This is a genomic window from Paenibacillus sp. Dod16 (assembly GCF_049893405.1).
Taxonomy (GTDB): Bacteria; Bacillota; Bacilli; order Paenibacillales; family Paenibacillaceae; genus Paenibacillus_AQ.
In genome coordinates this window covers 241,510-256,077 of the sequence record NZ_JBNDYG010000015.1, presented here as the reverse complement: position 1 = coordinate 256,077, position 14,568 = coordinate 241,510, and the positions used below count along the sequence as shown (strand labels likewise).

Annotated in this window: 9 protein-coding genes and 1 pseudogene; 9 read left to right on the top strand and 1 reads right to left on the bottom strand. The window is 52.6% G+C overall.

Annotated elements, in window-relative coordinates:
- Nucleotides 1–6: 6 nt before the first annotated feature.
- The 7 genes and pseudogenes from ACPV3A_RS14055 to ACPV3A_RS14025 all read left to right on the top strand — a co-directional run bounded on the left by ACPV3A_RS14055 (nt 7) and on the right by ACPV3A_RS14025 (nt 9,813).
- Entirely contained in the window at nt 7–1,482 is a 1,476-nt protein-coding gene (locus tag ACPV3A_RS14055; RefSeq protein ID WP_426199986.1) for a glycoside hydrolase family 32 protein, read from the top strand.
- Between the two features lie 34 nt (nt 1,483–1,516).
- The gene (locus ACPV3A_RS14050; protein ID WP_426199985.1) at nt 1,517–2,398 is read left to right on the top strand and encodes an ROK family protein; all 882 of its coding nucleotides are present in this window, start codon (nt 1,517–1,519) and stop codon (nt 2,396–2,398) included.
- 84 nt (nt 2,399–2,482) lie between these two features.
- A pseudogene (locus ACPV3A_RS14045) lies at nt 2,483–6,321 on the top strand (GH32 C-terminal domain-containing protein).
- A gap of 225 nt (nt 6,322–6,546) precedes the next feature.
- Nucleotides 6,547–7,164 (top strand): ribonuclease HII, encoded by a 618-nt coding sequence (locus ACPV3A_RS14040; RefSeq protein WP_426199984.1) that lies wholly within the window; start codon nt 6,547–6,549, stop codon nt 7,162–7,164.
- A gap of 80 nt (nt 7,165–7,244) precedes the next feature.
- Nucleotides 7,245–9,122, top strand: coding sequence for a hypothetical protein (locus ACPV3A_RS14035; RefSeq protein ID WP_426199983.1), 1,878 nt, complete (start codon nt 7,245–7,247; stop codon nt 9,120–9,122).
- On the top strand, nt 9,119–9,430 hold the full coding sequence (locus ACPV3A_RS14030; RefSeq protein WP_426199982.1) for an EscU/YscU/HrcU family type III secretion system export apparatus switch protein: 312 nt from the start codon (nt 9,119–9,121) through the stop codon (nt 9,428–9,430). The genes ACPV3A_RS14035 and ACPV3A_RS14030 overlap by 4 nt, the downstream gene beginning before the upstream one ends.
- Nucleotides 9,430–9,813 (top strand): YraN family protein, encoded by a 384-nt coding sequence (locus ACPV3A_RS14025; protein ID WP_194543584.1) that lies wholly within the window; start codon nt 9,430–9,432, stop codon nt 9,811–9,813. Before ACPV3A_RS14030 ends, ACPV3A_RS14025 begins: the two co-directional genes overlap by 1 nt.
- Nucleotides 9,814–9,966: 153 nt before the next feature.
- On the opposite strand, the gene ACPV3A_RS14020 is transcribed toward ACPV3A_RS14025, so the two are convergent.
- The gene (locus ACPV3A_RS14020) at nt 9,967–11,580 is read right to left on the bottom strand and encodes a YifB family Mg chelatase-like AAA ATPase (protein ID WP_426199981.1); all 1,614 of its coding nucleotides are present in this window, start codon (nt 11,578–11,580) and stop codon (nt 9,967–9,969) included.
- 378 nt (nt 11,581–11,958) lie between these two features.
- On the opposite strand from ACPV3A_RS14020, the gene ACPV3A_RS14015 reads away from it, so the two are divergent.
- Nucleotides 11,959–13,494 carry an extracellular solute-binding protein gene (locus tag ACPV3A_RS14015; RefSeq protein WP_233355004.1) on the top strand — a complete coding sequence of 512 codons (1,536 nt, stop codon included), beginning with the start codon at nt 11,959–11,961 and terminating at the stop codon, nt 13,492–13,494.
- A 111-nt stretch (nt 13,495–13,605) separates the two neighbouring features.
- Complete coding sequence (locus ACPV3A_RS14010) at nt 13,606–14,565, top strand: ABC transporter permease (protein WP_374198190.1); 960 nt, start codon at nt 13,606–13,608, stop codon at nt 14,563–14,565.
- The last annotated feature ends 3 nt before the right edge of the window (nt 14,566–14,568 follow it).

The window sequence follows — 14,568 nt, the reverse complement described above, 5'->3', positions numbered from 1 at the left end:
CACCGAATGTCTAAGACAAAACAACAAAACTATCGAAATGCCTATCATTTTTCACCACAGAAGAACTGGATGAATGATCCCAATGGCATGGTTTATTTTAAAGGGGAATACCATTTGTTTTATCAGCATCATCCCTTTGGCACCACATGGGGACCCATGCACTGGGGGCATGCGGTCAGCAAGGATCTGGTTTCCTGGGAAGAGCTTCCCATTGCATTAGCGCCGGATGAACGTGGCACGATTTTTTCGGGCAGTGCCGTTGTAGATTGGAACAATTCCAGCGGATTTTTCGACGAAGCGCCCGGGCTTGTGGCGATTTTCACTCACCATCATGATGCGCCGAGCGCGCAGCAAGTGATTCAGTATCAAAGTCTGGCGTACAGTAAGGACGAAGGAAGAACCTGGAGAAAGTATGAAGGAAATCCGGTCCTTCGCCATGACAGCTATGTTGATTTTCGGGATCCCAAAGTGTTCTGGCATGAGCCGTCATCGCAGTGGGTGATGATTGTGGCGTGCGGACAGACGGTATGTCTTTATCGATCTTCCAATTTAAAGGAATGGGTATTTGCCAGCGAGTTTGGAGAGGGCATCGGATCTCATGACGGAGTATGGGAATGCCCCGATCTGTTCCCACTTACTACGGAGAACAATGGAATACGATGGGTCATGCTTGTCAGCATTGGCGATGATCCGGCCTATGTCGAGGGCTCCAGAACGCAATATTTTATTGGAGATTTTGACGGAACAGCGTTTATTCCGGATGAGCGCTCCAAGTGTGATGTGCGGTGGCTGGATTACGGCAGGGACAATTATGCCGGAGTCAGCTGGTCCGACATTCCTGCACCGGATGGCAGAAGGCTGTTCATTGGCTGGATGAGCAATTGGAAATACGCAAACCTGACACCGACGGATGGTTGGAGGGGGGCCATGACCTTGGTGCGGGAACTCAAGCTGGAGACGCTGCAAGGTGAAGTCATGGTAACGCAGCAGCCGATTCGTGAAATCGAAGCGTATCGTCATGAGGTGCTTTCCTTGCGTGATATAGCCGTGGATGAAGCTGCTGTCCGATTAGCGGCTGTACGGCTGGAGAACTTCGAGATCCTTGTCCGCTTTGATCCAGCATCTTCGCTTGGTTTGAAGGTAAGGGCAGGATTAGGACAAGAAACGTTGGTCGGTTGGGATGCAAGGTTAGCCGAAGTATACGTGGATCGCAGCCGTTCAGGGCAGGCGGATTTCCACAAAGATTTCCCCGGCAAGCATGCGGCACCGTTACAGACACCGGCCTCTATGCTGGAACTGCGGATCTTCGTGGACCATTCGTCCGTGGAGCTGTTCGCGGATCGCGGGCAGGCGGTGATCACGGATTTGATTTATCCTGATCCCGCATCAACGGGAATAACCGTATTTGCTGATGATAACCGGAAGATCATAGAATCCCTCCATATCTATGAGGTTTCTTCATCTGGTGGCCAGTTAAAGTAATATGAATCGATAAGACATAAGGAGATCCGGCAGTATGCATATTGGAGCAATGGAAGCGGGCGGCACCAAATTTGTCTGCGGTATTGGAAGTGAAGACGGAATCGTCAAGGACAGCATCAGCTTTCCGACAGGACAGCCGGAAGGGACATTATCCAGAGCCATTTCCTATTTCAAGGATCATGAGGTAGAAGCCATTGGCATCGGGTCATTTGGCCCCATCGATCTGAAACAGGAGAGCCCGACATACGGATATGTAACGTCAACACCGAAACCTGGATGGTCTCATACAGATGTCCTTGGTAAGATGAAGTCGCATATGAACATTCCCTATGGCTGGGATACGGATGTCAATGCAGCTGCTTATGGAGAAGCGACTTGGGGAGCAGCGAGAGGGCTGAGCAGCTGCGCTTATTATACGGTGGGTACAGGTCTTAGGATCGGCCTTTATGCCGAAGGACGACTGGTTCATGGATTGGTTCATCCGGAAGGAGGCCATGTTCCCGTTAAACGCCATCCGGAAGATGGCTTTGGAGGAACCTGTCCTTACCATGGCGATTGCTTGGAAGGATTGGCAGCAGGGCCGGCGCTTGAAGCCCGATGGGGGTTGAAAGGACATCTGCTGCCGGCCGACCATCCCGCTTGGGAAATCGAAGCCTATTATATAGCGCAATCCATAACCGGACTGATCCTGACGAATTCCCCGGAGAAGATCATACTGGGCGGCGGGGTTATGCAGCAAGCTCAGCTGTATTCCCTCATTCGTGCAGAGGTGAAGCGCAATTTGAACGGATATGTGCTTGCCGACGAAATTGTACACGATATCGAGAATTATATAGTTCCTCCGGTATTAGGCACCCAGTCCGGTTTATGCGGCGCATTGGCTCTGGGAATCCGGGCATGGCAAGATTCGCAATGATAAACAATTGGGAGATCAGCCCGAGTGTTCGGGCTGTTCCTTCCTATATTAACGTGTGGTAAAGAATCGAAACGAGGTGGTTATATGAAATTACCGCAGGATGTACATACCATGTTGCTGCGCACGATGTCTGCCATCACGATGACCTTATTGCTGGCGACAAGCGTCATTCCGGATTCGGCATGGGCTGCGTCAGCGATCCAAGAAGCGAATGCAGCTTTGGAAGGGAAAGGAGAAAACGACATTTTTGAAAGCGTATCCAATGTAAAGACCAACCTCGAAGGGTGGCAGTTGAAGGGCAGTGGCAATATGGAACAAACGGCAGAAGGTTTACGGCTTAGTTCCGATTCAAGTGAGAATGCAGCGGCGATCTCAGCAACCAGAGCGGATGATTTTGTCTATGAAGCCGATGTGATGATTACGGATATGCAAGCAGATGCTTCGCTGGTCTTTCGTTCAAGCGTTGACGGCTGGTCATCGTATATGCTGCAAATCGTACCCAGTGCAGGCTTGGTTCGCCTCAAGGATGCCCGCGAAGGGAACGGAAGATTGAAGGTTGAAAAAGCGCTCTCGTTGAGTCAAGGGGAAATCGTTCACCTTAAGGTCAAGGTGGTAGACAGCAATATCAAGGTGTTTTGGGGAAACCAATATGAACCGATAATGGAAGTCGATGATACGGCTTATTCCACAGGACAGCTGGGTCTACATGTGTGGGATGGTTCCGCCCTGTTTCAAAATATCAAGGTGAGCGAGTGGAAAGGCAACTTGTTCGGACCGGTAAATACGAGCGGGGACTGGCAGCCTGACATCAAAGGGCTTAAGGGATCGGCATCGGAAGGGCTCGAAGCCTACAGAATCTATAAGGATGCGGCTGCGGATTATGTGCTGGAAGGAAATATCACCTTAGGAGGACAGGCTGAAGCCGGGTTCTATTGGAGAGGGAACGATCAAGGAACGGAGGGATACGAAGCCATATTCAGGAGAGAGGATGATCAGGTTCGGGTAACGCTGGAAACCTCGGATGGAAAGGTGATTGGCGCATCGAGCCGTACATACCCAAGCCTGCCCACAAGTGTGCATCATGTAGAGATCCACGTCTCCGGAGACAGAACTCAAGTCACTGTAGATGGTTACGAACCCGCTGCGATCCGCATTTCCGACGGAAGTTACGCGGACGGATCGATCGGGATGAAGGTAAAGTCCGGAACGGCTTACTTTCAGGACGTGTACGTAACTCCGATGGAAGATTATTATACGGAGGAATACCGCCCGCAGTATCACTATAGCCCAATCCGAGGCTCGGTAAGCGATCCGAACGGATTGGTCTATTTCGAAGGGGAGTATCATCTTTTCCATCAGGACGCAGGCCAGTGGGCGCATGCGGTCAGCCGGGATCTGCTGCATTGGAACCGGCTGCCGATCGCACTGCCTTGGAACGATCTCGGACATGTCTGGTCGGGTTCCGCCGTAGCCGATACAACGAACGCTTCAGGTCTGTTCGGGGATTCTGGAGGCAAAGGACTCATTGCCTACTATACATCCTTTAATCCTGATCGGCCGGGCGGGAATCAGAAGATCGGACTTGCTTACAGCACCGATCACGGACGACCTGGACGTATTCGAAAGAACGGCCGATCCTCATCGAGAACCCGGGCAAACAGGGCGAGGATCCCGGAGGATGGGATTTTCGCGATCCCAAAGTGGTTCGGGATGAAGCCAACAACCGCTGGATCATGGTGGTATCAGGGGGAGATCATATCCGCTTCTATACCTCCGACAATCTGGTCGATTGGTCCTTAACGGACCGTTTCGGGTATGGGGAATATATCCGTGGAGGCGTGTGGGAATGTCCGGATCTGTTTCAGCTTGCCGTGGACGGCTCGGGTCAGCGCAAATGGGTGTTGATGATCAGCAGCGGCGCTAATCCGAACACCCAAGGCTCCGATGCGGAATATTTTATCGGCGATGTGACGCCAGACGGCAAATTTATGAATGATCATACGGCGGGGACCGTGCTGAGAACGGATTGGGGCAAGGAATTCTATGCCTCCATGTCCTTCTCCGACCTGCCGGACAATCGTAGGATCATGCTGGCATGGATGACGAACTGGGATTATCCCTTCAGTTTTCCGACTTCGGGCTGGAAGGGCCAGCTGACCATACCTAGAGAGCTGTCGCTCAGAACGACGAGTGAGGGGATACGTCTGCACCAGTCTCCAATCTCTGAGCTTGAGACCCTCCGGAATACGGTCATCCATGTGAACAACAGGGAAGTGACGGAGACCTCGCAGAATGTGTTAAAGGGAATTCAGGCCGGCGCGTTTGAAATCGAGGCGGAAGTCGAGATTCCGACAGACAGCAGCGAGCTGGAATTCGGCTTCCGGCTGCGGGAAGGCGGCGGACAACAGACGGTGGTCGGTTATAATAATGCCGCGCATCACATGTTCATTGACCGTTCGGCATCGGGAACCACGGATTTCTCCAGCCTGTTCTCGACCGAACACAAAGCTTTGCTGCACCCCATAGATGGAGTGGTCAAGCTGCGTATTTATGTCGATGAATCTTCCGTCGAGGTGTTCGGCAATGACGGAAACGTTGTGTTCTCGGACGTTATTTTTCCGGATCGGGCCAGACGGGGGATGAGCTTTTACACCCAAGGCGGCCAAGTAAAGCTGAAATCCCTTCAGGTGCATGAGCTGGATTCCGTGTGGAGGCATCTTGATCTATCAGAACCTGCTTCCCGAATCCTGTTGGATTCATACGAGCTGGACCTGTCCCAGGGAGAGACCGAATCGTTGTACGCAGCCGTGGATCGTGTCCAGGGCAACGGGAAGAAACCTTTGGTATGGACATCCAGTCATCCCGATACGGTCCGGATTGTTTCATCCGATGAGACCCATGCCGTATTGAAAGCTTTGAATGCGGGAGAAGCCGTGATTATGGCCTCAACGCCAAACGGAAAAATATCGGCGAGCACCCGCGTGTTGGTCACGAGCGGAACGTTCAAAACAAATCTGACGGGATGGAAACCGGACCTCAAGGCCTCGAAATGGGTTCTTACCGAGCATGGAATCCGGGGCAGCCATTCAAGCGATGCCAATTATATGGCGCAAGAGAAGGCAGGAGACTTCACGTTCGAAGGAGACATGCGGCTTGGGGAAGCAGGCGGTGCCGGGTCCATGCTGTTTCGGGCAAGCGGGGACGGACGCAGTGGATATTATCTGAATCTGGATCCTGGTATGAAGGCGATTCGGCTCTTCTACATGGTCGAAGGTCGATTCGAGGAACGTCAGGTCCTGGCCAGAGTCCCCGGTTTTATCCAAGGGGGAAGAACCTATCACCTGAGGATTGAAGCGAAAGGTCCGCATATTCAAGTCGACGTGGACGGGAAGACGGTAATCGATGTGATGGACGGGACATTTGCCGAAGGGCATTTTGGCGTCAATGTGTTCGGCGGGCAGGCTTCCTATCAAAATGTCTACGTCCGTCATTCGTCTGAAGCTCGTCTGAGGAAAACCAGCTTCATGAACGAAGCCATGAACCAGGTGATCTATACCGAGAAATCCGTAAACGGCGAACCCGTTATCGTGAAGGAATCAACGGGTACGGGGAACCCGTTATGGGTATTGGTACCAACAGGAGAGGACGATACGTATTCCATTCGTACACCGGAAGGCAAGGCTTTGGATGTGGATACCGGGCAGAACCGGATTCAGTTATACACATATCTCGGTTATAACAATCAGCGATGGCGAGTGGAACGTCAGGAAGATGATACGGTAACCATCCGATCCGTGCACGATGGCCGGGCGATTGCCGTAAGGGCTGACGGTTCGGGGCTTGAAATGAATGAGCCGGATGCCGGTTCGGATCGTCAGCGATGGCGGCTTGGCCCTGAAGCCAAGGGAGCGATAATCGAATAAGGGGAGAGCTGCCGTTGCCGGCGGCTCTTTTTTTTCGGGGTTTATAACCGATGGTTCGGCGATGGACGAACCAATTCCTGCCGGGATGCGGGGACGGATAAAAGGGTGACGCTCCGTGGCGAGTATGATACTCTAGAAGAGTTACTAGATTGATAGAACAGATGGGAAACACCGTGTGCACGTATAGGTAACAAACGGTAATTCGGAACCAAAGGGGTTAAACCTATGACAGATTTATTAATGTATGAGCGAGAGTATTGGAGCCGTTATATACATATTGCAGGCATCGACGAGGTCGGCCGAGGCTGTTTGTTCGGCGATGTGGTCGCAGCAGCAGTCATTTTGCCGGAGGGGTTAGTGTTTGAGGGGATCAACGATTCGAAGAAACTCAGTGCCAAGAAGCGGGAGACCCTCTATGACCTCATTATGGAACAGGCACTGGCGGTCGGCGTTGGTTTGGTGGACGCGGAAACGATTGACCGCATTAACATCAAACAAGCCGCAAGACTTGCCATGAAGATGGCGATCGAGCAATTGGCTGTTACTCCCCAGTTTCTGCTTGTTGATGCCGAGAAGGTGGAATGCGATATTCCCCAGCGTGCCATCATCAAAGGCGATGCTAACAGTCAGTCCATTGCCGCGGCCTCCATTATTGCCAAGGTGACTCGCGACAGATTGTGCGAAGGGGAATGGGAGACGCGTTATCCGGAATATGGAATTGCCGTACATAAAGGCTACGCTACCAAGTTTCACCGTGAACAGCTGCAGCTGCACGGACCTACCGCGATGCATAGAAGAAGTTTTCTGAAAAATATGGAGATTGAGCAATTGTCGCTATTCTAGATTTCGATGCAGCCCGCCCTCGTCAAAAGGCGGGCTGCTGCCGATATATAAGGTATACAGAAGGTGTGGGAGGAACTATCGTGAACATCGGATCGTTGATTCGCGGACTCCTGGGAGAGCAAAAGCCGGGAGACGCCAAGACGTTGGAATTAAAGCCGGGTCAGGTCGTTCGCGGTGTCGTTATGAACGTATCCGAGGACGGGCAGGAAGCTGTGGTGCAGATCCAGGGCGTTCAAGTGAAGGCGAAGCTGGAAACGCCGCTTCGAGCCGGGGAAACCGCTCTTCTGGAGGTTCAGCCGCCGGGAGAGGGAGGGACGGCCGTACTCAAGCCGCTTAGTCAAACGCCAGGACAGCCGCTGTCCCCGTCTTCGATGGCTGAGGTGCTGGATCTTGCCGGTCTTCCGGATACGAAGGAAAACCGTGAAATGATCAAGGGTATGCAGAATGCAGGAGTCCCGCTGACGAAGGATAATATCGCCATGTTCCGTGAGGCATTGGCCGTGAAGCCTCCGCAGATTCCCGCGGCGGAATGGGCGGAGTCGGCTGCAATCGCGTTTCACCGCGGCCTGCCGATTACCCCCGAAAGTGTAAAGGGACTGCATCAGGCTGTGTTTGGACCCCAGCTTCATCAACTGCTGCAATCGTTGGAGCAGCAGCTAGCGTCTGCTTTAAGCAACGGTAACGGAGGCGCTGCGGCTGCCGGAAAAAATGCAGCGTCCGCTGTGCCTTCGACAGCAGCTGGCGCAGAGGGGATCGCTGCCGCGCAGCAGCAAGCAGCAGCGGCGAACAATGCTGCTGGAGGTGCCGCACAGGCCGGCTCAGGTCAGCAGGCACTGCTGACCAAGCTGCAGGGCCTGCTGCAGCAGCTGCGCGGCGAGCTGGCGCAGCCATGGGCCAGCGGCGGCACGGCAGCGCCTGCCGCCGGCCAACCCGCCGCCGTGCCCACGGGGCCGGCGGCAGCTCTTGGCGAAGGGGCCGGAGGCCCTTCGCCAAAGCCGCCCACCCCTGGCGCGGAGCCGTGGGTGGGGCGGCTCTTGAAGCTGCTCGGTGCGGAGCACGAGCAGCAGGCCCTGCGCGGGGCCGGGACGGGCCCCGCGGGCGAAGCGGCGCGCAGTGGCGGCGCCGCAGCACCAGCCGGGCAGCCTGCGGCAGCCCAAGCATCCCTGCCCGCCACTCTTGCCCCTGGGGGCAGTGGCACAGCAGCGAGTATGCCAGGGACCCTCGCTACGCCGGGGAATGCGGCGAATACGGCGAATGCGAATCAGCAAGCTGTTCCGAATGCTCAGGCCGGTGCCGTGAATCAGCAGGGCTTGACGCAGCCGGTTGTGCCATCCGGCCAGCAGAATTCTGTCCAAGGCGTACAACAGGCTGTCATGGCTTCAACGCAAACGGGTGAATCGGCGCTTGCCCTGCAAGACACACTGAAGGGAGTATTGCTTCAGGTGTTATCCAGCCAAGAAACGCCGCCTGCGCTAAAGGAAGCGGCACAGCAACTCGTTCAGCATTTAACAGGCCAGCAGCTCTTGCTAAACACGGATCGCACGGCACCGTTTGCGCAGGTCACGATGTTCATCCCTCTGCATGGGGTCGATGGGGAACAGACGGCATCCGTACATATTCAATCCCGCAGAGGCCGCAAAGGCGAGCTGGATGCGACCAACTGCAGGCTTTTGTTTGACTTGGACATGAAATTTCTGGGCCCGACCTTGATCGATGTGCAGGTTGTTGACCGGATCGTCAGCCTCAGCTTTCGGAATGATCAAAGTTACGCCGCGGAGCTGTTTGAGGGAAAAAAAGAAGAGTTGGCTCAAGCTGTTTCGTCTATCGGCTACCAATTGCTCAGCGTAAAAACAGAACTGCTGCCCCTAGTTGCCCCGCCTAATTCAGACATGTCCGTACAGGGAACGGCAGCAGAATACACCCCGCAAACCTATAAAGGGGTGGACATGCGCATATGACCAAGCAAGAGAAAGAGCAAGGGCAAATAACAGCCATGAAAAAGGCAGTTGCCCTGAAATATACGCCTGGCGAGAGCGAAGCGCCGGTTGTGGTTGCCAAAGGGCAAGGGAAATTGGCGGAGTCTATATTAGACAAAGCTAAAGAGCATGGCGTCCCTGTCCAGGAAGATGCAGCTTTGGTGGAGATTCTCTCCAAGCTGGATCTGGATCAGCAGATTCCCGAGGAGCTGTACCAGCTTGTAGCGGAAGTGCTGACATATGTTTATCGTGTGGATCGTCAAGCGAAAGATGGAGGGATGATGCCATAATGAACTCGCCTTCCGGCAAAAAGGACAGCCGCAAGCAAAAAGGAGCCGCTGCCGAAGAGCTGGCGGCCGCTGCCCTAATTGAAAAAGGATACCGGGTTTTGGAACGGAATTGGCGCTGCCGCTTTGGAGAACTGGACATCGTTGCCGAAACAGGGGAGACCCTTGTGGTGATTGAGGTCAGAAGCCGAAGCGGAACAGTCAGCTTCGGCACGCCTTCCGAGTCCGTGAACGCCCGCAAAATGATGCAGGTCCGAAACACAGCCCAGCAGTACGTTCATCAAAAGCGTTATTATGAACGGCCGGTCCGGTTTGATGTTATCTCCATTATTCTTCGCCCAGATCTGACGCCCGTCTCGATGGATCATATCGAGAATGCATTTTAGATGGATACGATCCAAAGCATCTATAAGGATACCAAAAAGAAGGTGATAGGAGCCGAGCTCCATCACCTTCTTTGCGCAGTACAGATTATTTATTCAATAGGAGCGAACTTCCATACCGTTGTTATCCAAATCATATCACTCTCCAGCTCCATTTCACAAATGAGTGGTTTCATCGGCGGTGATATATTKGCGATCCAGCTGACGGTATTGAATCGCTTCTGCGACATGCCGGCTCTGTATCCTATCGGATGCTTCCAAATCGGCGATGGTTCTGGCCAGCTTCAGGATTCGGTCATAAGCGCGCATGCTCAGGCCCAGCGTATCGATTGTCGCTTGCAGAAGCTCAGCCGAGTCCTTGTCCAGCACCGCATGTTTCCTCAGGAAGCTGCCGAACAGTTCGCTGTTCCAGCTGAACGGTAACTTGCTGTAACGTTCCAATTGAATCCTTTGTGCCGCATAAACTTGATCCCGCATTTGCTTGGAGGATATAGGTGTTGCGCCTCCAGGCCATTCCTTCGGCCGAGGCACGTCCACCTGAAGGTCGATCCGATCCATCAAGGGCCCCGATATTCTAGCGCGATATTGAGCAATTCGTGTAACGCTGCACGTGCAGCGTTGATGAGGGTGATCACTGCCGTAATAACCGCACGGACAGGGATTCATCGAACAAGCGAGCATGAAATGCGCAGGGAAGGTAAATACCGCTCGTGCCCGGCTGATGGTTACTTCGCGATCCTCCAAGGGCTGTCGCAGCACCTCCAGCACATGCCTTGAGAACTCAGGGAGCTCATCCAGGAAGAGAATGCCTTTATGGGCCAGACTGACTTCTCCCGGCTTTGGAATGGTACCGCCTCCGATGAGCCCGCCGGCCGATATGGTATGGTGAGGGGACCGAAAAGGACGTCTGGTCATTAACCCATCGGATGGCTTTAGCTTTCCGGCAGCACTGAAGATTTTCGTTGTGGTCAACGCTTCTTGGTCCGCCAGCGGCGGCAGTATGGTGGGGAGGCGCTTCATGAGCATCGTTTTACCCGTACCCGGGGGCCCAATGAGCAGAATATTGTGCATGCCTGCGGCAGCAATGGTCAGAGCGCGTTTGATATGCTGCTGGCCAATTACATCTCTATAGTCTTCCAGCTGCTTGTCCTGGAGGCCGTCCGCTTGTATTCTGCTTGGATGCGTGGCCCGATCATATCTGAGCTTTGCCAGCGAAACGGAAGCGATGGTTGCTCCTCCAGTTTCACGGTTATCGATAACTCCATCTGATCCATCCTGGACGAGCTCATTCAAGTGCCTGAGCCCATAAACTTCGATCCCCCCGATCAATGCAGCTTCCGGGGCATTTTCGCTCGGAAGAAGTACTCCGGCATATCCTTCCTTTTTCGCTTGCTCCACCATCGGTAACACCCCGGTGATGGGTCTTAGCGTACCATCCAGTGCAAGTTCGCCAAGGATCAATATTTGCCCGGCATTCGAAAAGGTCCATTGCTCGCTTGTTAGCAATATGCCAACGGCGATTGCCAGATCGAAGGAAGAGCCTTCTTTGCGCAGATCTGCCGGTGCGAGATTGACGGTTACCCGTTTTAAGGGATAGATAAAACCGCAGTTTTTAATCGCTGCCCGAACCCGCTCAATGGATTCGCGAATGGAGGAATCGGGCAGACCGATGATGGAGGTTTGGGGCAGTCCGTTCGCCAGGTCTACCTCGACCTGGATGACAACGCCGTCAATGCCGTGCAAGCAAGCGCTATGAAGTTTTCCGTACATAAATGAAAGCACCTCATTTCTGATATCAGTGGATTGAATCGCAAAAGAACATCCAAGATTCGAAATGGGTGCTTCCTCATTTTCGCTGGGTGACTCTAGTCCGTATTGTAAAAGTTTACCTCTTGGCTGTCAATTCGCACTCCTCTTCAAGATACTCCATCCAAGAGACAAGGACCCAACCGCGGTGCGGGATCTGAGTCGTGAATGTACCATAATTCAGAAAGTTGTCACTTCTTCAGAATCGTAGCTACAGTCAATAACGGGAAGGAATGTGAATAGTCAATCCATGGTTCCGGCAAGTAGAATCAAAATCATAAACGACATGCTGCTGTAAACAGTAGCTGGCGTTACATCATCATACATAAGGGAGAGGGTTGCGTGAACATTTGGAACCGAAAGCTCGGGTTGGTGGCATTGGCCGCCGTTATAACCGGCACATTATTGAGCGGATGCACAAAAGAAAACGTGGCAAAAGAGGAGAATCCTGAAAACGCCGCCTTAGGCAAAGAAGTCACACTAGAAATGATGACCTTCTCTCATACGAATTGGCCCTATAAGGAAAACTGGCCGATTTACCAGTACTTAAAAGAAGAAACCGGCATCTCCTTCAAGGTACAACCCGTGATGAGCGATTACACCACAACGATGAACCTGGCGATATCCTCGGGCGAAATACCGGATCTTATGATGGTCAACAGCTTGAACGCCGCCAATACGCACGGGGAGAGCGGAGCGTTTGTCGACTATTTCGAGCATTTGGAACAGATGCCGAACTATAAGAAGTTTCTCGAGGACCATCCCGAAGTGAAGGCAGCTATTTTGTCTCCAGAGGGAAGGAACTATTTTATGCCGTTGTATGGACTTGAGCAGCAGTCCAGGCGGTCATGGCTATACAGAGACGATATATTCAAAAAACACAATCTGACGCCGCCGACGACATACGACGAACTGTACACCGTCGCGAAAAAATTAAAGGAATTGTACCCTGACAGCTTCCCGATTGCCGTTTTCAACGGTTTGAGTCCGCTGGTCAATATGGCACCTGCGTTTAATACAAACAGCAGCTACTATTACGATTTCGAGAAGAATGAATGGCGCTATGGTCCGACAGAGGCCAACTACAAGAAAATGGTTGAGTATATGAATAAATTTTACACGGAAGGCTTGGTTGCGCCTGACTTCATGGCTCATAAACGCAAGCAATTTAACGATCTGCTGCTTCAGAACAAATCGTTTATCGCCAGCGATTATATCGGCATCATGGATGAACTTCCGTTAATGCTTGGGGATAAAGCAGCCGAGTTTAGTCTCGATTATATGGTTCCTCCTGTTGGAACGCCGGATGGCAAGTCCCACAATGTATTTGCCGGATTGCAGTCCGACGGGTTTGCGGTAGCGGCAAATTCCAAGGAGCGGGATCGGCTGCTGAAGTACCTTGATTTCTTGTTCTCCCCCGAAGGTATTGAGCTGGCAACCTGGGGTAGGGAAGGCGAGACGTTCACAACCGAGAACGGGGCTCGCAAATTCAACCCGGATTACAAAGAGTTCGGCGACTTGAGAACCAAGACGGGCATCGCAACAATCGGAGCGCATACGGTATTGGATATGACGGCATACGAGTCCATGTATTCCCCAAAAATGCGGGAAGCGATGAAAATCGCGCCAGACCATGAAACGAGACCCCAGCCAAGGCTTGCGTATACGAATGAAGAAAATGAAGTGCTCAGCATGGTCGGCGAAACGGTGAAAAAATTCCATGAGGAGCAGATCGCCAAGTTCATTCTAGGACAGAAACCGATGGATGATTGGGATGCTTACGTGAATGAAGTGAACAAGCTTGGCGTGCAGCAGGTGCTGGATGTGCATAAAAGTGCTTATGAGCGGACGCAAAAGTTCTTAAACGAAGCCAAGTAATGGATATCTGCGCGGCATACGGCAAGATGAGCGCACTGCTTTCTTTTCCCGGACCGGCTCTCGGCTAAGTAATGGCTGGTCCCGGTCCTTATGGGGGAAGCGGCCTGATGGATGAGTTTTGAACTAACGGGTAAAGGAGGATGCGTTTTTTTGCAACCACAGAAGAATCCGGGTTTCTTGACGAAAGTGAAGCGGGACAAATACCTGCTGCTGCTGCTTCTGCCCTGTGCTCTGTATTACATCATCTTTAAGTACGTTCCCATATTCGGCATTTCGATCGCCTTTATGGACTACAACCTATTTAAGGGGATCACGGAGAGTGACTGGGTGGGTTTCAAATATTTCAGCATGTTTTTTAATACGCCTGATTTCTGGCCTGTTCTCAGAAATACATTCCTGCTGGGGTTATACAAGCTGATCTTCGGCTTTCCGGCACCTATCATCCTTGCTTTACTCATTAATGAAGTGAGCAAGTCGTTTTTGAAACGGTTTGTCCAAACGGTCAGTTATCTCCCGCACTTCATATCCAATGTCGTTGTAGCGGGGATCGCGGTTATGTTCCTGTCCCCGACAGGCGGGGTAGTCAACCAGCTGCTGAGTGCCGTCGGACTCGAACGAATCAACTTTTTGGTTGAGGCCTCCTGGTTCAGGTCGATCTATGTAACGACCGACGTATGGCAGCATATCGGATGGGGGACCATCATCTATTTGGCTGCTTTGACGGCAATCGATCCGCAGTTATATGAAGCGGCACGGATGGATGGGGCTAACCGGTGGAAGCAGGCGCTGAACATTACGCTTCCCGGCATCGCGCCTGCAATCGTGATTATCCTGATACTTGATATCGGAAAAATACTGGAAATTGGCTTTGAGAAAGTATACCTGCTCGCAACTCCCGCCACTTATGAGACAGCTGATATTATATCCACCTACGTGTACAGGGTCGGCTTAACGCAAGGCAACTACAGTTATGCCACGGCGATTGATCTGTTTACCGGCATCATCAGCTTCATCTTCATTATCGCGGCGAATTCGTTCAGCCGGCGGGTTAGCGGAAGCAGCATCTGGTAAAGG